This is a genomic window from Actinomyces bouchesdurhonensis (genome assembly GCF_963540955.1).
Lineage (GTDB): Bacteria > Actinomycetota > Actinomycetes > Actinomycetales > Actinomycetaceae > Pauljensenia > Pauljensenia bouchesdurhonensis.
On the sequence record NZ_CAUTSL010000003.1, the window covers coordinates 59,571 to 80,666 of the forward strand.

At 63.2% G+C, this 21,096-nt stretch carries 18 protein-coding genes; all 18 read right to left on the minus strand.

Annotated features, from left to right (window positions below; all coding sequences use genetic code 11):
- Positions 1–3: 3 nt before the first annotated feature.
- Positions 4–2,184: a DEAD/DEAH box helicase gene (locus tag RYL44_RS01085; protein ID WP_314974826.1), complete on the minus strand. Its 2,181-nt coding sequence runs from the start codon at positions 2,182–2,184 to the stop codon at positions 4–6.
- A gap of 220 nt (positions 2,185–2,404) precedes the next feature.
- Complete coding sequence (locus RYL44_RS01090) at positions 2,405–4,006, minus strand: GTPase (protein ID WP_314974827.1); 1,602 nt, start codon at positions 4,004–4,006, stop codon at positions 2,405–2,407.
- Positions 4,003–5,655 (minus strand): GTPase family protein, encoded by a 1,653-nt coding sequence (locus tag RYL44_RS01095; protein ID WP_073983369.1) that lies wholly within the window; start codon positions 5,653–5,655, stop codon positions 4,003–4,005. Before RYL44_RS01095 ends, RYL44_RS01090 begins: the two co-directional genes overlap by 4 nt.
- Positions 5,656–7,008: a histidine--tRNA ligase gene (hisS, locus tag RYL44_RS01100; RefSeq protein WP_276738724.1), complete on the minus strand. Its 1,353-nt coding sequence runs from the start codon at positions 7,006–7,008 to the stop codon at positions 5,656–5,658. It abuts the gene before it with no gap.
- Between the two features lie 32 nt (positions 7,009–7,040).
- The gene (locus RYL44_RS01105) at positions 7,041–7,760 is read right to left on the minus strand and encodes an MBL fold metallo-hydrolase (RefSeq protein WP_073983371.1); all 720 of its coding nucleotides are present in this window, start codon (positions 7,758–7,760) and stop codon (positions 7,041–7,043) included.
- Position 7,761: 1 nt separating this feature from the next.
- On the minus strand, positions 7,762–9,093 hold the full coding sequence (locus RYL44_RS01110) for a DUF349 domain-containing protein (protein WP_314974828.1): 1,332 nt from the start codon (positions 9,091–9,093) through the stop codon (positions 7,762–7,764).
- Positions 9,094–9,259: 166 nt separating this feature from the next.
- Complete coding sequence (locus tag RYL44_RS01115; RefSeq protein ID WP_314974829.1) at positions 9,260–11,560, minus strand: RelA/SpoT family protein; 2,301 nt, start codon at positions 11,558–11,560, stop codon at positions 9,260–9,262.
- Between the two features lie 80 nt (positions 11,561–11,640).
- Positions 11,641–12,180, minus strand: coding sequence for an adenine phosphoribosyltransferase (locus RYL44_RS01120; RefSeq protein WP_073983373.1), 540 nt, complete (start codon positions 12,178–12,180; stop codon positions 11,641–11,643).
- A complete protein-coding gene (gene secF, locus RYL44_RS01125; RefSeq protein ID WP_276738722.1) occupies positions 12,177–13,265 on the minus strand; it encodes a protein translocase subunit SecF in 1,089 nt (362 codons plus the stop codon). Before secF ends, RYL44_RS01120 begins: the two co-directional genes overlap by 4 nt.
- 1 nt (position 13,266) lies before the next feature.
- Entirely contained in the window at positions 13,267–15,237 is a 1,971-nt protein-coding gene (secD, locus tag RYL44_RS01130; RefSeq protein ID WP_314974830.1) for a protein translocase subunit SecD, read from the minus strand.
- Between the two features lie 26 nt (positions 15,238–15,263).
- Positions 15,264–15,722, minus strand: a complete 459-nt coding sequence (gene yajC, locus RYL44_RS01135) for a preprotein translocase subunit YajC (protein ID WP_314974831.1) — start codon at positions 15,720–15,722, stop codon at positions 15,264–15,266.
- Between the two features lie 132 nt (positions 15,723–15,854).
- Positions 15,855–16,868 (minus strand): Holliday junction branch migration DNA helicase RuvB, encoded by a 1,014-nt coding sequence (gene ruvB, locus RYL44_RS01140; RefSeq protein WP_129582534.1) that lies wholly within the window; start codon positions 16,866–16,868, stop codon positions 15,855–15,857.
- 19 nt (positions 16,869–16,887) lie between these two features.
- A complete protein-coding gene (ruvA, locus tag RYL44_RS01145) occupies positions 16,888–17,487 on the minus strand; it encodes a Holliday junction branch migration protein RuvA (protein ID WP_314805395.1) in 600 nt (199 codons plus the stop codon).
- 57 nt (positions 17,488–17,544) lie between these two features.
- Positions 17,545–18,174, minus strand: coding sequence for a crossover junction endodeoxyribonuclease RuvC (gene ruvC, locus RYL44_RS01150; RefSeq protein WP_314768466.1), 630 nt, complete (start codon positions 18,172–18,174; stop codon positions 17,545–17,547).
- Positions 18,174–18,767 carry a pyridoxal 5'-phosphate synthase glutaminase subunit PdxT gene (pdxT, locus tag RYL44_RS01155; RefSeq protein WP_314974832.1) on the minus strand — a complete coding sequence of 198 codons (594 nt, stop codon included), beginning with the start codon at positions 18,765–18,767 and terminating at the stop codon, positions 18,174–18,176. Before pdxT ends, ruvC begins: the two co-directional genes overlap by 1 nt.
- Positions 18,761–19,669, minus strand: a complete 909-nt coding sequence (gene pdxS / locus RYL44_RS01160) for a pyridoxal 5'-phosphate synthase lyase subunit PdxS (protein WP_390883761.1) — start codon at positions 19,667–19,669, stop codon at positions 18,761–18,763. The genes pdxT and pdxS overlap by 7 nt, the downstream gene beginning before the upstream one ends.
- Positions 19,666–20,427, minus strand: a complete 762-nt coding sequence (locus tag RYL44_RS01165; RefSeq protein WP_073983382.1) for a YebC/PmpR family DNA-binding transcriptional regulator — start codon at positions 20,425–20,427, stop codon at positions 19,666–19,668. Before RYL44_RS01165 ends, pdxS begins: the two co-directional genes overlap by 4 nt.
- Before the next feature lie 145 nt (positions 20,428–20,572).
- Positions 20,573–21,096: SixA phosphatase family protein (locus RYL44_RS01170; protein WP_314974833.1), on the minus strand; the 524-nt coding region annotated here is incomplete at its 5' end.

Consider the following 21,096-nt stretch of genomic DNA (forward strand, 5'->3'; position numbering starts at 1 on the left):
CGCTCAGTCCTCGTAGCGGCGCTTACCGAAGTGGCGGCGCCCACTCTCACGATTTCCGTCACGATCCCAGCCGTCGTATCCCGCCTCGCGGCCGCCACGCGCACGCTTGATGTCCTTCTCCCAGCGCTCGGTGCGAACACTGCGGCGCGGACGCGAACCGTCCCCCTTCTCGAAGCGGTGCGGCCGTTTCTCGTCGGAACCCCCAAAACGGCCCCCACGGTCGCCGTAGCGACTGTCACGGTCTCCTCCTTGGCCACCACGGCCTCGGAAATCACGGTCATAGTCGCGACGCTCGGAGCCGTCACGCTCTCCTCGCGCGCCCGGCCCCTCGTCAACGCGGATGCGCAGCTGGCGACCGGACACGTAGCCCTTGGAGATACGCGACAGTTGCTCGCCGGACAGATCAGCCGTGATGTCCACGAGGGAGAAGGTCGGGTAGATTTCGATGTGACCGATGTCGCGGCCATCGATGCCTCCCTCGCCCGCGATCGCGCCGACGATCGAGCCGGGCTTGACACGGTCCTTCTTGCCGACCTCAATGCGGTAGCGCGTGCCGGAGCCGGACACTGGACGACCGCCGCCGCGGCGACGAGCGCCATTCGCGCCGCCTTTGAGCGGGCGGTCCTTGTCGCGTCCCGCCTCGAAGGACGCGCCGACGAACTCGCCGGACTCGTCCAGGCGCTCCTCGCGGCGAATCTTTCCATTTCCGCGGCGATCCTTCTCACTGCGCGGCGTAGGACCCTCGTCACCGACCGCCGTGGCCATGAGCGCGGCGGCGATGTCCTCGACGCTCACCTCCTCGCCCATGTCGGCCAGCAGTCCCCTGTACATGTCGAGGCAACCGCGCTCGATGCGGGCAGCCAGGCCCTCGAGTAGGCGGCGAGCCCGGAACTCAGAGACGGCGGCGGGCGAGGGAATCTCAACCTCTTCCATCTCGGTCCCCGTCAGCTTTTCAATGCGACGCAGGCGGCCGTGCTCGCGCGGGGTGAAGAAGGTGAGCGCTCGGCCCTCGCGCCCGGCGCGACCGGTGCGGCCGATGCGATGCACATAGGCCTCCGGCTCGCGGGGCACGTCGAAGTTGACGACCAGGGAGATGCGCTCAACGTCCAGGCCGCGCGCCGCGACGTCGGTGGCGACCAGCACGTCGAGAGAGCCGTTCTTGAGTCGCTCGACCATACGCTCACGCTCGGTCTGAGCGACGTCGCCGGAGATACCGGCGGCGCGGAATCCGCGGCCCGACAGCTCGAGGGACACCTCTTCGACATCCGCGCGGGTGCGCACGAAGACGATGGCCGCGTCGGCTTCTTCCTGCCCCGCCGCGATGTGCTGGGCGCGCGTGGCCAGGACGCGCGACAGTGCACCAATCTTGTGCTTGTAGGGCACGACCGCGTAAGTCTGGTGAATCGTGTCGACCGTCGACGATTCCGTCGAGACGGCGACCTTGACGGGGTCCTTCAGGTGCTCGCGCGCCACCTTCTCGATGGCGGCGGGCATCGTGGCGCTAAACAGAGCCGTTAGGCGGTCGTCGGGCACGCTCGAGGCGATCGTCTCGACATCCTCGGCGAAGCCCATGCGCAGCATCTCGTCGGCCTCGTCCAGAACCAGCATGCGCACGTTCGACAGGTCGAGTGCGCCCTTCTCGATCAGGTCGATCACGCGGCCCGGAGTGCCCACGACGACCTGCGCGCCGCGCCTGAGCGCGCCGATCTGGGGACCGTAGGGGGAACCGCCGTACACGGCGACGACGTCGAGGCGGGCGGTGCGCGCAGCGAAATCCGCAATAGCCTGGGCGCTCTGCATCGCGAGCTCGCGCGTGGGAGCCAGGACCAGGGCCTGGACGTCGCGCTCGTCAGCGTCGACGATGGCCAGCAGCGGCAGGCCGAAGGCGGCCGTCTTGCCGGTTCCCGTCTGGGCGATACCCACGACGTCGCGCAGCTCTAGGAGCGGCGGGATCGCGGCGGCCTGGATCGGTGTGGGGACGCGGAACCCCATATCGGTGACGGCCTCGAGGATCTCCTCGGGCAGTCCGAGGCTCGCGAAGGTCACGGTATCGCCGTCTTCGCCGTCGGCTTCCTGCCCGGCGTCGCGGTCCTCGCCGTCGGCCTCGTCGACGAGATCGAGCTCGTCGTCCATGTCCATGATGTCGTCGCGTTCGTCGCGGTCCATGTAGTCGTCGGAGGGCATAGTTGTTCCTTGCGTGTTGCGTGTGGGGTAGCAAAACCATCGGGGCGGGCCATCGAGGCTCCTCAGCGCGGCCTCACCCATAACAACAAATCCCGCGTCCCGCGGGGCACCATAACAAGGGGCTGCGCCTCATCGCTGCCACCAGCATAGCGTGCGCTTGCTCGGAAAAGGTACACGTGGTTGGCGACGTCACTGTTCGCGCACACCGATGCGTTCCGCTTCACACCCGCGGGTTGAGGGGCAGACGGGCCACGAACGAGGCAATCGTAACTTGACGGGTATCCTCCGCCCGCAGTGGGGCGACAACAAGGCGATCAACTTCGTCACGGCACAGCGCCCTGACATCCGCCATGACCGCACGCCGACGACGTGAGGCTACCCAAGCGGATGCGACACGGCTGACAAACGCACACAGCACCGTCACCGCGAGGCCGCAGCCGATCAGCGCAGTAGGCATCGGGACGGGACCGAGGGCGGGCACAGAAACATCGATGAGTACCGCCCGACCGAGGTGAATCGCCAGGATCCAGACCCCGCCGATGAGACACACTATCCATGCGATCAGCTGCATGGCACCGAAATACTTCGCAAGTGCCGGCGCGCTCGAACTCACACGCAAGTGTGCGGACACCTCACGGTGAGCGCTGTGAGGAACCTTCGTCGCTCCGCCCAGTGCGCGATCAACGAGACGGCGACGCCAGGACTCGGGCCTGCCCGTCGAGCGCGCAGCGACCTCACTGCGAACCGCATTTGCAAAGGCCGCTTCATCGAAAGCCGAACGTGTAGGCAGCGTCGGAGTAGTCGCGCTTTCCTCGCGCGCCTCCTCGCCCAGGTGCAAGCGTCGCAAAGGATCAGCGCCCATACATGCCATCCAACGCAAGGGAAGCCACCCACCCGCACGAATGCACGCGCGTCGCGTCGCCCCAGCCACGGCCTCAGCAATGATCGGTGCCCCCGCAAGCTCGGCGGCAGCGCTCGCCAATTCAGTGGCCATTCCCTCTGTCTCAATGCCGCGAATCGGCCCCTCTAATCCGATAGCATCACGCACGAGAACAGCGGCCTCGGCGAGTGCAGCCCGAGCGCGCAACGCCTGCCGTGACACGCGCCGAGCCTCGCTCGCCAGGTGAGCGCGCAGCGCGTCAATCCCCTCCCCTGTGGTTGCTGACACGGCCACGACGGGCGCGTCCATCAGGCCGCGTTCATCCAGGACGCGACGCAGGTCCGTCTCGATCGCGCCGCGCGAAGGAGCATCCAGCATATCGATGTGGGTAAGAGCAACCGTCACGGACGCGTGAGAAGAACCAAGACGCGCCAACCACTCGTCGTGCAGGCACGCATCCGCGTACTTCTGCGGATCAACGACGACGACAAGGGCATCAACACGCGATGCCAAACGGCTGACCACCTCACCGTGCGATTCTATGACCGAGTCAATGTCGGGCAGGTCAATGATCACGGTATCGCCTGCACGATCTCCGGGAGCGTCGACGCGAGATCGCACGCCCAGCCACTCGAGAAGCTCCTTCGGCTCGCGCCCCTTGGGCAAGACAGCGCACGCCTCATTTGTGGTCGGCCGCAGGACGCCCGCACGTACGACCTCTCCCCCGCTGAGCGCATTAACAAGAGAAGACTTGCCCGCTCCCGTACCGCCGAGCATGCCGATCACGCACCACGTCGGATCCATCTCGCTGCGCTCAGAGGTCACGTCGATGAGCTCGCGCACCCGCGCCAGGGTCGCCGGCTCAATGTCGGAAGCGGCGAGCGTCGCGATCTGGTCGAGTTGCGTCGCTGCCGACGCAACAAAGGTCGCTGTGCGCCTCATGTCAGCACTTCCCGTGCCTTGTCGAGCGCCGACGCGAGCGCCTCGATGCGTTCCCTTTCCTGCGAGCGATCCAACCCCGCGGCAATGGGAGCGACGACTTCCGCCAGTGAACTGGCCGCCAGCGATTCCAAGGCCTCACGGGCCTGCACGGTGAGCGAACGCACCGTGCGCTCACCGAAATACGATTCGAGAATCGTCTGCGACAGCGCGGCCGAAGCACCCGCCACGCCGACCTCGACGCCCGTCACACCGCCCGTCATCGCGAAAACACTGACCATGAGCGACACCGTCACGACGTTGATTCCTCCGGCCAGGAGCCGACCCGTCACGCGCGAGGACTCCGCCTGGCCGCGCACAATCTGCGTGACCTCGCTGGTCCAGGCCTGCGCTGTCCTGCGCGCACGCTCAAGGCTCGCCTGAGTGTCCAACAGCTCCTCGAACTCGCCGATCGCGGCGACCGGCTCGGCCAGACGCAGAGCCTCAGTCCACGCGCGGTGATACTGATCGCTCAAGCGCTGAGCCAGCCCGCCGGTAAGGTCCCGACGCACTTGTTCCTCGGGAGCGGCACTGCCGCGCACGGCACCCATGATGCGCTCGCGCACGCTACCGAGCACCCTGGCCAGAGTGCGCGTCATATCCCACGAACCCAACACCTCAGAGATGCGGGCGCTCACCTCGCCGCGCAGCACATCGTCGCTCGAGGAGGAGGCAACGTCACGCGCACACGATGCAACCAGGTGATCAATGCCCTCACGAGCTGACGTGACGGCACTCAACGCCAAGCGGGATTCATCCAATGCCCTGAACGCTTCTTCCAGAGCAGAAGCAACAGCTCCGGCAAGGGAACTGCGAACGATTGCCGCGCGCTCGTGCGCATCATCGCCAATACCGCGTAAGAACGCCCCCGCAGGAGCAATCGCTTCGAAAGGCAACCGACCGCGAGTCAGCTCCTGCTCAGCAATCACAATAATCGGAACCTCCCCCAAGCCTCGGCGCTGAGCGAGCGAAGACAGGTCCGCGCGAATCTCCTCCTGGACACCCGCGGGCACCCGGTTGAGCACGATTGCAACGCGCAATCCCCGACGGGCAGCCTCCTCCAGGTGCCGCCACGCGACAGCGTCCGCGTAACGAGCAGCAGTCGTAACAAAAATCCACAGGTCAGCGCTGTCGAGAAGCTCCGAGGCGAGCCGACGGTTACCCTCCTCAACCGAATCTATGTCGGGGGCGTCCAAGATGCCGATCGACGGCCACATCATGTCGTCCACGACGATGGTCACAGCATCGAGACTCGTTCCCTGTCCGCCTTCGTGCTTGGCCAAGCGCGGAAGCACACGATCCGACATGAACCACGCACGCGCCTGCAGCGAACACACCAGGACAGGGCGGCGCGTCGTTGGACGAAGTGTGCCCGACCTGCTGACGTCACGGTCTAGGAGCGAGTTCACGAGGGTCGACTTACCTGCCCCCGTTGAACCCCCTACCACGACGAGGAGGGGCGCTTGCGCATCCTCCAAGCGTGGCACAACCACATCCTGCAGACGACGCAGCGCACGCTCGCCATCGCCGCGGGCAGCCTGTGGCATCGCCTCGAGCGAATGCTCGAGCGCGCCCGCGAGACCGCGTGCTGCGTCAACGGCGGTAGTGGGCACTCAGGCCATCACCTTCTCAATCGACGGAGCTACATCCTCCGCGGGCACAACCCACGTCGCCGCATCGGCATCCACCTGCTCGCCGCTTCGAATGTCCTTCACCGTATCTGCCTTCCCGTCATCACCCGGGAACCAAACGAAAGGAATGCCACGCTTATCTGCGAACTTAATCTGCTTACCGAACTTGGCGGCGCTCGGGGCGACGTCGGTCGAGATGCCGCGCCCGCGCAGCGTCATTGCGATCTCCTCGGACCGCTCGCGCTGTTCCTCATTCGTTACAGCGACGACCACGACCGTGGGAACCTTACGCGAAGCGCGCACCAGAGGCGCAGAAATCATGCGTGAGACGAGGCGCGAGACACCGATGGACAGGCCGACGCCTGGAAAGGTACGTTTTCCATCCTTCGCGAGAGAGTCGTAGCGTCCGCCCGAGCAGATCGAGCCGAGGTCCTCGTGGCCCTCGATTTCGGACTCGTAGACGCTTCCCGTGTAGTAGTCGAGGCCTCGCGCGATCTTCAGGTCGGCGACCAGCGCCCCCGGCATGCGCTTGTTGGCGGTGTCGAGCAGCTCCGCAAGCTCGTTCAGGCCCTGGTCCAGCAGCTCTCCGCTCACGCTCAGAGCAGCCAGGCGTTCGCGCACCTCAGCTGAATCAGACGTGCGAATCTGGGCCATCTGGAGTAGGACGGAGGCCTGATCGCCGTTGATACCCGACTCAGACAGCTCCCTAGCTACACCCGCGGACCCGATCTTGTCGATCTTATCCAGCCCGCGCAACGCCGCCTCGACATCACTCACACCCACCGATTCGCACACGCCCTGGACAACCTTGCGGTTATTGACGAGCACGCGCACCGGCGGAATCGGCAAACTGTTAAGCGCCTCCGCCATGACGAGCGGCAGATCCACCTCGAAATGGAATGGCAACTCACCATTGCCGACAACATCAATATCAGCCTGCGTAAACTCGCGGAAACGCCCCTCCTGCGGACGCTCGCCACGCCAGACCTTCTGTATCTGGTAGCGCTTGAACGGAAAATCCAGCTCATTGGCGTTCTCCACGACGTAGCGAGCAAAGGGAACAGTCAGGTCGAAGTGCAGACCCATGCCCTTGTCCTTAAGCGTGCGTGGTCCGGACGCTGCAGCCTTGAGAGCCTGAAGGCGATCGAGGACGTAGATCTCCTTGGAAGTCTCGCCCTTGGCCTCGAGCTGTGCCAGTGTCTCGACCGCGCGCGTCTCGATTCCCACGAAACCGTGGAGTTCAAAGACACGACGCAACACGTCCAGGACGTGCATCTCAATGATGCGTCCCTCGGGGAGCCATTCGGGGAAACCAGACAGAGACGTGCGAGCCATGACGTTATCCTTGAAATCGCGTGGTTGCGGCGCTAACCGATGCGGCGAGCGCGGATCAAATACTGATTTGAGCGTATCTCATCCGCGAGCGTTGTAGCCGGACCATGGCCGGGAATGAGAACTGTTGTCGGGTCAATCGCATTGGAAATAGTGCGCAGCGAATGCCTCATTTGTGTTTCATCGCCGCCAGGCATATCGGTGCGCCCAACGCTGCCCTTGAATACAACGTCCGCGCTCAGCGCCCACGGCACCGAATCCTCGCTGGCAAAGAACGACCGATTACTCACGCGAATGTCCAACGGGCTGTGTCCAAGGAACACCGCCGAACCCTCGGTGTGACCGGGCGCGGGTACCATGCGCAAACACACACCCGGAGTAATCTCGATTGACTCAGCAGGCATCTCGCGCAGGGAGATGGGTTTGACCCACTCCCCAACGAAGTCGGGCGGCGCCATGGGCAAGAATGAAGCCGGATCATCCATACGGTACATGTCCGGCCCCGGCAGGTACACGGGCACGGGAACGCCCGCCTCACCCCACGTCGACACCTGGGCCGCGTCCCACACGTGATCCGGATGCCCATGGGTCAACAACACGGCACCGACACTGACCCCTTCGCAGTCAAGCACCTCGCGAATAAGGCGCTGGATACCGGCGGAAGGGTCGACAACAAGGGCTGTGCCCGCCCCAGAAGGGACGAGCACAAGCCCATTCGCCGCGTAGAAAGGCGACGGAATCACATGAAGACGCATGTCACTCCATTGACGAAGAGATCTGGGCGAGCCACGCGCGCTTGGTTTCGAGGGTCTCACGCACAGCGGAAGCTGACTTGTTATCGCCCGTTGACTCCGCATCGGCGAGGGAACGCTCGAGTTGAGCGATCTGTTCTTGAAGCTGTCCCACCATGCCGGCGGCGCGGGCGCGTGTCTCAGGGTTCGTGCGCCTCCACTCCTTTTCTTCGGCTTCGCGAACCGCGGCCTCAACAGCACGCAAACGTCCCTCAACGCGATGTAGATCGGAGGAGGGAACACGACCGACCTCTTCCCAGCGATCCTGAATAAGACGCAGCTGAGCCTTAGCTCGCTCAATGTCTGTCACTGGAAGGATCTTCTCAGCATCAGCCAGGATCGCTTCCTTCGCAACGAGGTTCTCTCGGTACTGTGCGTCCGTAGCCTCGTCCTTAGCGCGACGCGCATCAAAGAACACCTGCTGGGCGGCGCGGAAACGCGCCCACAGCGCGTCATCCTCCTTGCGCGAGGCACGCGGGGCAGCCTTCCAGCGGTTCATAAGCTCACGGTAGGCTCCGGCGGTCCGCGACCAATCCACCGAAGACGACAACGCCTCGGCTTCAGCAATCAATGCTTCCTTTACTCGCTTGGCCTCGGACTGAGCCTGATCAAGCTGAGAGAAGAACTGACGGCGGTGACGGTCAAACTGAGTGCGAGCGGAGGAAAAACGCTTCCACAGTTCGTCCTCGACGGACTTTTCCAGGCGAGGACCGCGACGCTGCAAGGCCTTCCACTCCTCCAGGAGGTCACGCAGGGTCTGACCCGATTGCTTCCAGTGGGTCTTGGCGGGATCCTGGGCGACAACTGCCTCAGCACGCTCGACGACGGCGGTGCGGTCAGCCAGGGCCTGCGCCTTGGCGGCCTTGCGCTCCTCGCGGGCAACTTCCTTACGTTCCTCAGCGGCCTTCTCGACTGCCTCGACGCGGCGTCTCAGCGCCGGAACGTCCCCGATAACGTTCGGTGAGACAACCTGTTCGCGCAGCGTCGCGAGGGTCTGATCAATGTCGCGCGGATTCAAAGAGGCGAGGCGGTCCTCGAAAAGCTTGATTGTCGCCTCAAGATCAGCATAGCGACGCTCGTACAAAGCGAAAGGAGAAGAAGGGATACCCTCCGGGAAGCCACCGATGACACGCTCGTCATCCCCGTCCTTCACGTAGACGGTCCCATCCTCATCGATACGCGCAAAGGGGTGCTCGGGCACCTGGGACGCACTGATCGTCGAGGCCTGGGCCTCCTGGGGCGAAGCCGTGGAAGCTTCAGGGGTGGATTCGTTGTTCGGAATCGACGTTTCGGTCACGATATTCCTTCTCAGACGAGGGCTAATGCCCGGCGCGGTCGTGTGCCTATGTGACACACAAAGCTAGTGTGTCACATCTAACGACAAAATGGGCATAAAACGCCAAAAAAGGGGACGGATGTAACACCGTTGCCTGCTCTCTGGAGCGAGCGCACCACGGCCTCGTCTATGAAACGGCGCCGATACGCACCGCCTCAAAAACCCCGTCCACCCGACGCAACGCCGACAGCACTGCGTTAAGGTGCGCCAGGTCAGCAAGCTCGAATGAGAAGTTACCCGACGCGACCTGATCACCGTCCGTCTTCAAGGAAGCAGCCAGAATATTGACACGATAATCCGACAGAACCTTCGTCAGATCAGACAGTAGGCCGCCACGGTCGAGTGCGCGCACCTCGATCTGGACGCGGAACGGGGCAGAAGAGCCATCTGAATTCCATGACACGTCAACGAAACGCTCCGGCTGAATCTGCCTCAGGCGCACGGCGTTCGCACACGTCCTGCGGTGCACCGAAACACCCTGCCCACGCGTGATGAATCCGACGATCGCATCGCCGGGAACGGGCGTACAGCACTTGGCGAGCTTCACCCAAATCTCGTTGGGACTCAGGCCCGACACCGTGATCGCACTATCCCCCGATGCTTCCGAACGCGGCTTCGCCGACCCTGGAGTCACTCCCTCGGAGAGAGTTTCCTCCGTGCCATCTCCCCCTCCCAGGTTGTCAACGAGCCTATTGACCACACTCTGAGCAGACACATGGTTCTCGCCCACAGCCGCGTACAAGCCCGACACATCGGGATAGCCAAAGGATGTAGCCACCGACAGGATCGACTGATGACTCATGAGGCGCTGCAACGGAAGATTCTGCTTGCGCATCGCACGGGCGAGCGCTTCCTTCCCCGACTCAATTGCCTCCTCGCGGCGTTCCTTGGAGAACCACGCCTTAATCTTCGAGCGAGCACGCGGAGAGGCGACAAAAGCCAACCAATCACGCGAAGGACCCGCCTTATCGGACTTTGAGGTCACGACCTCGACCGTCTCACCAGACTCCAAGCGCGTGTCAAGCGAAACCAGACGTCCGTTCACCTTCGCACCCACCGTCCGGTGTCCAACCTCCGTATGGACCGCGTAGGCGAAGTCCACCGGAGTGGCACGCGCCGGCAGCACGATAACCTCACCCTTGGGGGTGAACACATAAACCTCGTCGCCCGCAATCTCGTAGCGCAGCGAATCAAGGAACTCCTCCGGGTCCCCCGTCTCACGCTCCATTTCCACAAGAGCGCGCAACCAGTTCGCTTGTTCTTCGGAACTCATACGATCCGAGTCGCCACTCGAAGCATTCGGGTTCTGCTTGTACTTCCAGTGGGCAGCAACACCATGCTCGGCCCGCTCATGCATGTCGAAGGTGCGGATCTGGATTTCCACGGGCTTGCCGCCTGGACCGATCACCGTCGTATGCAGCGACTGATACAGGTTAAACTTCGGCATCGCGATGTAGTCTTTGAAGCGGCCAGGGATCGGGTTCCAACGCCCATGCAACGCGCCGAGAACTCCGTAACAGTCCTTGATCGAGTCAACCAGCACGCGCACCGCGACCAGGTCAAACACCTCATCGAAGGCCTTGCCGCGCACAATCATCTTCTGGTAGATCGAGTAGTGACTCTTCGGACGGCCACTCACCGTGCCCTTTGTCCCCGAGCGACGCAGGTCCTCCTCGATCTGGTCGATGACATCACGCAGGTATTCTTCGCGCTGAGGGGCTCGTTCGGCGACCAGCCGATCAATCTCCTCGTAAATCTCCGGATAGAGAGTTTTGAAAGAGAGTTCCTCAAGCTCCCACTTCACCATATTCATGCCCAGGCGGTGAGCCAGCGGAGCATAAATCTCAAGGGTTTCCTTCGCCTTCTTCGCCGCCGACGCGGCCGGGACGAAGCGCCACGTCCGGGCGTTATGGAGACGATCGCCGAGCTTGATGAGCAGCACCCGGATGTCGCGGCTCATCGCAACGAGCATCTTGCGCAAAGTTTCGGATTGCGCGGCAGCACCGTAACGCACCTTGTCCAGCTTGGTAACTCCATCGACGAGGTTCGCGATGGGTTCACCGAAGTCAGCGGCGAGCTGCTCGAGGGTGTAATCCGTGTCTTCAACGGTGTCATGGAGCAACGCAGCGACCAACGTCGGAGTCGTCATACCCATTTCCGCGAGGATCGTCGCCACAGCCACCGGGTGAGTGATATACGGCTCCCCGGATTTGCGCATTTGTCCCCGGTGACATTCCTCAGCTGTGCGGTAGGCCCGTTCCACCACGCTGATGTCAGCCTTCGGGTGATTTGCGCGCAAAGCACGAACAAGAGGTTCAATTTCGGGAATCGTCGCGCGCCCGCGAGAACCGAACCACACCAGGCCGGAGCGCACCCGAGAAACCGCCGCAGGCAATGCGGACCCTGAAGTCGTGTCGTCGCTGCTCATGTCCACATGATAGCGACATGCAGGCGGGTCCGGGAATCAACGTAGATCCCTGGACCCGCTCGCATGCGTGACGTGGACGCTCAGACGTACAGAGCGGTCTCCACGTTGATGCTTTCCAACTTGCTCCGACCGTTCAGCCCCTTCAACTCCATCAACACGGCGAGAGCCTCAACCGATGCTCCGCACTGGTTGAGCAGATCGACCGCCGCGCGGGCTGTTCCGCCGGTGGCCAAAACGTCGTCAATGATGAGGACGCGCTGGCCTTCACGCACGGTCTGAGGGCGGATTTCCATGCGGGCGCTGCCGTATTCGAGCGAGTAGTCGACGCCGATGACCTCGCCGGGGAGCTTGCCCGCTTTACGGATCGTCAACATGCCCAAGCCCAGCTCAGCGGCAACGGGTGCACCGAGGATAAATCCACGCGACTCGAGGCCGGCCACCGTGTCGATACGGCCCGCGTAACGGGCACCGATCAACTCCACGAGTTCCTTGAACGCCGGTCCGTTAGCAAACAGGCCCGTGATGTCGCGGAATAGAACGCCCGGCTCAGGAAAGTCCGGGATCTCGACCAGGTTATCCTGCACGAGGGTGGCGATGTGCTCACCAAGTTCACCGATCATCGATGAGTCTTCTTCCTGTGAGGCTGATTCTCGTTGCCCAGACGCTTGCCGGGCTTAATCGGAGCCACCTTAAGTGCCTTCGGGGAGGACGCCTTGTCGGTGGTGTGACGGCTGGCGCGCTCGCGCTCGACAGCCGCATTGTGTTCGCGGGTCTTGCTCGACAGCTCCTGGAACGTCACGAGGAGCGGCGATGCAATAAAGATCGACGAGTAAGTACCCGCGATCATGCCGATGAACAGGGCGAGCGAAATATCTACCAGCGTGCCCGGCCCCAACGCGACAGAACCAATGATGAGAATGGAACCGACCGGCAGAAGCGCCACAACCGAGGTGTTGATCGAGCGGACCATCGTCTGATTGACCGCAAGATTGACGTATTCGGCGAAAGTGTAATGCTTTTGATCGTACACGTCGGCGGTGAGTTCACGAACCTTATCGAAGACAACCACCGTATCGTAAAGCGAATAGCCAAGGATCGTCAGGAAGCCGATGACCGTGGCTGGGGACACCTCGACCTGAAGAATGGCGAACACACCGACCGTAACCGCGATGTCGTGAACGAGAGCGAGAAGTGCCGATGCGGCCATCCTCCACGAACGGAAGTACGCGGTCATCAGGAGGGCCACAAGTGCCATGAAGATGGCAAGAGACTGGGCGGCCTTGGTCGTGACCGATGAACCCCATGAGGGGCCGATGGACGAGGACTGAACCTCAGATGTATCCACGCCGTAGGCGCTGGCCAGCGCTTCGCGCATCTGCGCGGTCTGGGCTGAGTCAAGCGAGGTCGTCTGGATACGCACGGAATCCGAACCCACGCGGGTCACCTTCGGAGCGCCCTCAACGAGGCCTGTCGAACTCACGGTGTGCGAGGCGAATGATTCGCTCTGGTCACTCACGTGAGCGACATCGAACTGGGATCCACCCGTGAACTCGATGGAGCGGTTCAGGCCCATGATCGCAACCAGCGCGAAGCCGATGACGATGACCGCTGCAGCTAGCCCCACGAAGCGCTTGCGGTTGGGCACGACGCGGTAGGACTTGTCGCCGGAGTACAGGGCATTACCCCACTGAGCAAAACTCATCATGTCAGTTCTCCTCTTCCTGGGTCACTGCGTCGGTGGCACCGCTCGTTTCAGGTGCGGATGCCGCCTTTTCGGCCTCACGCTGGGCCAAACGAGCCGCACGGCGACGCTCAGCGATCGACAAGCCATCTCCGGCTTCGCCCTCCACACGAGCAGACGAATCGCCGCGCGCGACGAGGCGACCGCGGCCCCCGTACACGAGCGCGTTCTTCGCACCCAAGTGTTCAGGATCAAGGCCCGAGAACTTGTGACCCTCACCGAAGAAGCGCGTGCGAATGAGCAGCTCCATCATCGGGTGCGTGAAAAGGAAGATCACAGCAATGTCGATAACAGTCGTGACACCCAGCGTAAAGGCGAAGCCCTGAACACCACCCACCGCAAGCAGGTAGAGGACGACGGCTGCAACCAGGTTGACCGCGTCGGAGACCAAAATCGTACGCTTGGCTCGATCCCAGCCTTCTTCAACCGCTGCGCGCAGCGGGCGACCATCGCGTACCTCGTCGCGGACTCGCTCAAAATAGACGATGAAGGAGTCGGTGGTCACGCCGATTGCCATGATCAGACCCGCAACACCGGCCAACGAGAGGCGGTAGCCCATCGCCCACGAGAGCAGTGCAATAACCAAGTAGGTAATGATCGAGGCGACGATGAGCGAGCCGGCGGAGATGACGGCCAAGCCTCGATACTGCCAGATCAGGTAGATGATGACCAGCAGGAAACCAATCAACGCAGCCCATAGACCGATTGTCAAGTGGTCGGTGCCAATCGTCGCGGAAATCTGTTGTTCGGACTCGACTTCGAAGTTCAGAGGCAGCGAGCCGAAGCTGAGCTGATTGGCCAGGACTTTCGCCGACTGCGGCGTGAAGTTTCCGGTGATCTCGGCCTGGCCGTTCGGAATGATCGCGTTCATTGAGGGGGCGGTAATAACCGTCCCATCAAGAACGACGGCGAAAGAGTTACGGTCGGGACGCCCCTGGTAGAAGGACGAACCTTGCGGATCGGAATCGTGATAGCCGTATAGGATCGACGAGGTGTCCTTGAACTTTTCGGTTCCAGCGTCGTTGAACTGCAACGAGACAGCCCACTGTCCAGTCACGCCCCCAGTCTGGGTACGGACAGGACCCGAGGTCGCAGACTTCAGATCGGAGCCGGGAACCGCGACCGGGCCGAGGATGTATTTGACCTGACCAGAATCGTCACACGCGGCGTAGGGCTTGTCCGCCGAGCCTTCAACATGTTTCACATCAGCTGAGGCCGAGCAATCGAGTGTGAGGAAGTCATACATCACCTGTTCGGTGATCCACTCCAGAGAAGACGCGTTGTCGGGCGTCTGCGCGGGAGCATCTGAGAGCACGCCGTCGCCATTCGTGTCGGCGACACTCATCGCGGTCGCCTCGTCGAGAGCAGTCGACTGAACGGTTGCTTCCTCCTGTCCGCCGCTCTCAGCGCCGCTCTGCGCGGCTCCCGATTGAGCGCCCGACTGCGCCACGACCTCGTCACCCGACTGAGAGCCGGACTGCCCGCTGACATTATCGCCGGACGTGACCTGCGTGGTTTGCGGGTTACGGACACTGCCCTGCGCCGCACCGATGCGCAGCACGGGGCGGAAGTTCATCTGTGAGGATGAACGGATCAGATCGAGCTGTTCCTGTGAAGGTGTCCCCGGAATCGCCACCATGATATTGGAGTTACCCATGGAGGAAATTTCGGACTCGGACACACCCGAGGCATCAATACGATTACGAATAATCGAAATCGCCTGGGTAATATCGTCGTCGGTGATCTCGCGCTGCCCCTCCGCCGTCACAGTGGGTGTCAGGATCAGCTGAGTACCGCCCTTCAGGTCAAGGGCCAGGTCGGGGTACGGTGATACGCCCTTGACGAAGTGCCCGATCGCCAGCGCCGCGCATGCCGCCACGATGGCGACAATGAGCGTCACGAGCGCGCGCACAGGGCGTCGCTTATGAGATGCCACGGTTCTACTTTCCGTTCAGCCTTGTCTTACTTCTGCTGCTCGTCGGAGTCCTGGGTCGAGGACTGCGCGCCCGTGTCGTCGAGCCCGAGGACGGCCTCATCCTCGTCCGCCGACTCTGGGGCGTCAGATGTCTCCTCCGCCTCGCTTTCTTCAGTCGTGGCCAAGGGCGGTTGGCCGCCAATTTCGGCGATCATTTCACGCTCCCAGTACATCTCGTGGCCATCGCTGGTTTCCAGGACAACAATGTCGCCGTCCAGGTCGACGAACCGACCCCAGAAGCCGACGCGGGTACGCACCCACTTTCCGGGGGTAACAGCGGCGAGCTGGTCACGTTTCTCTTGCTCCATCTTCTCCATCTGCTTCTTGCGGGAGCGCGATGTCCACACCATGAACAAGATGGCGGCGGCGGCCATGAGGTAGAAGGGTAGGTTGTTGCTCATAAAGGCTGTTTCACTTTCGATGACGGTTGGGCGCGTCGAGCGCACCTTGCCAGTCTAATGCCGAGGGAGGATTTTGGCCTAAGCGGTGTCCATGCGGCGCGGCGCATCAACCGACACTTCGTGCGCTGTCATCAGGTGTACGCCTTCGTGTCATACCGGTGGACGAGGCCCGCTCCCCTAGTCGAAGAGTGATCCGACGGGGGTTGGTGGGTTCAGGCCCAGATGGTCCCAGGCTTTCGGGGTGGCCATGCGTCCACGATTGGTTCGTATCAGGAATCCTTCGCGCACGAGATAGGGTTCAGCGACGGTTTCGACGGTTTCTGCCTCTTCGCCTATGGTGACGGACAGGGTTGTGAGGCCCACCGGCCCCCCCGCAAAACGACGACACACAGCATCGAGAACGGCTCGGTCCAGACGATCGAGTCCCGAGGGATCAACCTCGAAAAGCTCCAGGGCGCCGCGCGCCGCCTCCAGTGTCAGTGTTCCATCACCGTGCACTTGCGCGTAGTCGACGACGCGACGCAGCAGGCGATTGGCGATGCGAGGAGTCCCACGCGAGCGAGACGCAATCTCGTGAGCGGCGCGCGCATCAATGGGCGACCCCAGGAGAGAAGCCGACCGCGTGACGACCGACTGGAGTTCCTCGGTTTCGTAGAACTCGAGGTGGGCGGTGAAGCCGAAGCGGTCACGCAGCGGCGCGGGCAGCAGGCCCGAACGAGTCGTCGCACCGACGACTGTGAAAGGTGGCAGGGTCAGCGGGATGGATGTTGCACCGGGACCTTTACCCACGACCACATCCACGCGAAAGTCTTCCATCGCAAGGTAGAGCATCTCCTCGGCGGTGCGCGCCAGGCGGTGGATCTCGTCGATAAAGAGGATGTCGCCTTCCTGCAGGCCCGACAGGATCGCGGCCAGGTCACCGGCGTGTTGAATCGCGGGTCCGGAGGTCAGGCGCAAAGACGTACCCATCTCAGCGGCGATGATCATCGCGAGGGTTGTCTTGCCTAGTCCCGGTGGACCTGCGAGCAGAACATGATCGGGGGACGCCGAGCGCATACGCGCAGCGTCCAGGACAAGCTGGAGCTGGCCGCGTACAACACGCTGGCCAACGAACTCAGAGAGCTTCTTCGGGCGCAATGCCGCCTCGGCGGCGCGCTCCAGCTCGCCAGCATCCGGAGCGACGATACGCATCGTCTCAATATCTGGCTGCTCAGCCACGACCGCCTCCCAAGGCGACCAGCGCGGCACGCAGCATATCGGAGGCTCCCAGTCCGCTGCCCGCGAGTTTCTCGATGGCCTTGGCGGCCTGCGCCTCGGACCAGCCTAAGCCGACGAGGGCGGCGCTGACTTCGGTGGCGACCGCATCCTGACTGGGTGCGGGGGCGGGGGCTGCCTCGGGCAGACTCGCAGGAGTGCCCAGCTTGTCACCTATTTCGAGGGCCATGCGCTGGGCGGACTTCTTGCCGACTCCGGGGATGCGCTGGAGGGCTACCAGGTCCTGGTCGCGCACGGCGCGACGAAGCTCATCTGGGTGCAGCACGGCGAGAGCCGCCAACGCAATCTTGGGACCGATACCAGACACGGACATGAGCCTGGTGAACACGTCGCGCTCGTCTGCTGACTCGAAGCCGTACAGCGTCATCGAATCCTCGCGCACGATCATCGAGGTGTACACGGTGATCTCGTCATCGCGCGGGGCCGCCTGCGCGAAGGCGGGGGTCACGTGGACGCGGAAGCCGATGCCTCCCACCACGACATCGATATGGTCGAGTCCGACGCTCACGGCAATGCCGCGCAGAATCGAGATCACTGCGGTCCTTTCCCTGGTCACTCACCCGCGAGACCGTGGGCGAACATATGTACGATTCTAACCGCGACGCCGGCGCGGATCGACGGCACCTGTTCGGCGTTGCGCCGCCTGCGCCTCGGCCCACGCCCGCTGCGCCGGGGTCATAGACCCGCGCGACGTCAGGCGACCCGAGATCGAAATCGCGACCGCGGAATCCTCGGGCGCTCCCAGCAGGCCGGTCCCCCTCCATGCGTGCGTGATTGCGATCGCGAGCGCATCCGCGGCATCCGCGGGCTTGGGTGCCTTGGCGAGGCCAAGAATGCGAGCGACCATCGTCTGCACCTGGGCCTTGCCAGCGTTTCCGTTGCCGGATACAGCGGATTTGACTTCCGACGGTGTATGGACCGCCATCGGCAGGCATGCTCGGCCCACGCACGTCATAGCCGCACCCATCACCTGCATGGTCGTCGTCACCGACTGTAGGTTGTCCTGCGCGAACACGCGCTCGATCGCGACGACCTCGGGCCGGTACTGCTCAATGACGGTGTCTATCGCGTCGGCGATAGTGCGCAGGCGAAAGTGCGTGGCCAGGTCCTTGTCGGTGCGCGCGACGCCCACGTAGACGAGGCTCGCGCGCCGCGACTCATCGACGTCGACGACGCCGAGGCCGCAGCGCGTCAGGCCAGGGTCGATGCCCATCACGCGCATCAGGCGCGGGCCACCATGTCGACGAAGAGGCCGTGGATACGGTCGTCGCCACCTACCTCGGGGTGGAAAGACGTCGCCATGATGCGACCGCGGCGCACCGCGACGATCGGACCGTCGGCACTGTTACCGGCGCGCGCAATGACCTCGACTCCCTCGCCCACCGACTCAACCCATGGGGCACGGATAAAGACGGCGTGGAAGGGACCGCCCTGAAGACCAGTCACGTCCAGGTCCTCCTCGTAGGAGTCCACCTGGCGCCCAAAGGCGTTGCGGCGAACGACCATGTCAAGCGCGCCGAAGGAACGCTGGTCTTCGCGTCCGTCCAGAATGGTGGAAGCGAGCATGATCATGCCCGCGCACGTCCCGTAAACGGGCATTCCGGCCCTAATGCGCGCACCCAGCGCATCGAATAGGTCAAAAGAGAGCAGCAAATTCGACATGGTCGTCGATTCGCCGCCGGGGATGACCAGGCCATCGACTGCTTCGAGTTCACTCTGCCTGCGCACTAGCAGCGCGCGGGCGCCGGAGTTTTCCAGCGCCCGCACGTGCTCTGCGACGTCGCCCTGCAGGGCGAGAACGCCGATGGTCACCATCCGCGCTCCGCGAGGCGGTGATCGACCGGCAGGTCGTCAACGTTAATGCCGACCATGGCCTCACCCAGGCCGCGCGAGACCTCGGCGATGACGGACGGATCGTCGTAGAAGGTCGTGGCCTTGACGATGGCGGCAGCACGCTTGGCAGGGTCACCCGACTTAAAGATGCCCGAACCAACGAAGACGCCCTCAGCGCCCAGCTGCATCATCATGGCTGCGTCGGCGGGGGTGGCGATACCGCCAGCCGTGAAGAGCACGACGGGCAGACGTCCCTCGCGGGCGACCTCGGCGACGAGTTCGTATGGGGCCTGCAGTTCCTTGGCCGCGACGTAGAGTTCATCTTCGGGCAGGGAGGTCAGGTGGCGGATCTCGTCGCGGATCTTGCGCATGTGCGTGGTCGCGTTGGAGACGTCGCCAGTGCCGGCCTCGCCCTTGGAGCGGATCATGGCCGCGCCCTCGTTGATGCGGCGCAGGGCCTCACCGAGGTTAGTGGCACCACACACGAAGGGAACGGTGAAGTTCCACTTGTCGATGTGGTGACTGTAGTCAGCGGGAGTGAGAACCTCGGACTCGTCGATGTAGTCGACACCCAGGGACTGCAGGACTTGGGCCTCGACGAAGTGACCGATGCGGGCCTTGGCCATGACGGGGATCGACACGGCCTCGATGATGCCTTCGATCAGATCGGGGTCGGACATACGGGCCACGCCACCCTGCGCGCGGATGTCGGCGGGGACGCGCTCAAGTGCCATGACGGCGACGGCACCAGCGTCCTCGGCGATCTTGGCTTGCTCGGGTGTGACGACGTCCATGATGACGCCGCCCTTGAGCATCTGTGCCATTCCACGCTTGACCTGCGGGGTACCGACCTCACGCTTCGGTGTGTTATCGCTCACGCTCACTCCTGTTCTTCTAGTTGGGCGCGGACCTCGTCGCTCAGCGACATGTTCGTGTAGATGTTCTGCACATCGTCGGAGTCCTCGAGGACGTCGATAAGCTTGTTGACCTTGAGGGCAGCTTCAAGGTCGAGCTCTACCTCGGTGGAAGCGACGAACTGGACTTCAGCGGAATCGTAATCGATGCCGGCCTCCTGCAGGGCGGTGCGCACAGCGACGACGTCCTTTGGGTCAGACTCGATGATGAAAAGCTCGCCGGCATCCTCGACCTCTTCGGCTCCGGCGTCCAGGACGGCCATCATGATGGCCTCCTCATCGACACCGTCGGCGGCAGGCACTTCGACGACACCGCGGCGGGAGAACAGGTAGGAAACCGAACCCGGATCGGCCAGCGAGCCGCCGTGGCGGGTGAAACCCAGGCGCACGTCGGAGGCGGCGCGATTACGATTATCCGTCAGACACTCGACGAGGAACGCCACACCGCTCGGGCCGTAGCCCTCGTACATGATGGTCTCGTAGTTGGCGCCACCGGCCTCGGCACCGGAGCCACGCTTGACGGCGCGGTCGATGTTGTCGGCGGGAACTGAGTTCTTCTTTGCCTTCTGGATGGCGTCGTACAGCGTCGGGTTACCAGCGGGGTCGCCGCCGCCCGTGCGAGCTGCAACCTCGATGTTCTTGATGAGGCGCGCGAAGAGCTTGCCGCGCTTGGCGTCAATGGCGGCCTTCTTGTGCTTAGTGGTCGCCCACTTAGAGTGTCCCGACATCACTTCTCCCTGTTGGGTGGATAGATACCGGCACATTCTATCGCGTTGAGGGGTGCCTTCCAGGTGTGTGGCGCTCACGCGAACAAACGTAAACACCGTCACAGGACGGCAACGAGGTCGTGGCCTTTCCCCAGGGGCATGTCGACTATCGGGTAGTCGGGGTGTAGAAGACCCGCATGGCGCACGTTCCTGGCGCGAGGTCCTCCCACGTGCCGTCGAATGTCAGCACGAGGGCAGTGGCGGTGGGCACTCCCCTGTCGGCTGCCCCTCGGTCCTCCTGGCGGGCGAGGATGTATCCGGCGTAGGAGATGACGGGTTCGTGCCCGACGATCAGGCCGGCCTGCCCGGTGAAGGTTCGGGCCAGCTCGATGATTTCTTCCTCGCCGCCGTCGTAGATGGAGCGGTCGTACCAGGCATCGTCGGCGCCCGCGCGCGTGAGGATCGCCGCGAAGGTTTCGCGGGCGCGCTGGGCGTCGGAGGAGACGGCGACGCTGAATGTGCCGACCTCGCGGGCGAGGGTCGCTCCGAGGCGCGCGGCCTGGTCGACGCCGGCCTCGGTGAGGGGACGGGAGCGGTCGGGGTAGCTGTAGGCGGCCTGCGCGTGGCGAACGAGTACGAGGGTTGGCATACTTCCAAGCGTAACCGCATCGGGAGGACACCATGGCTCTG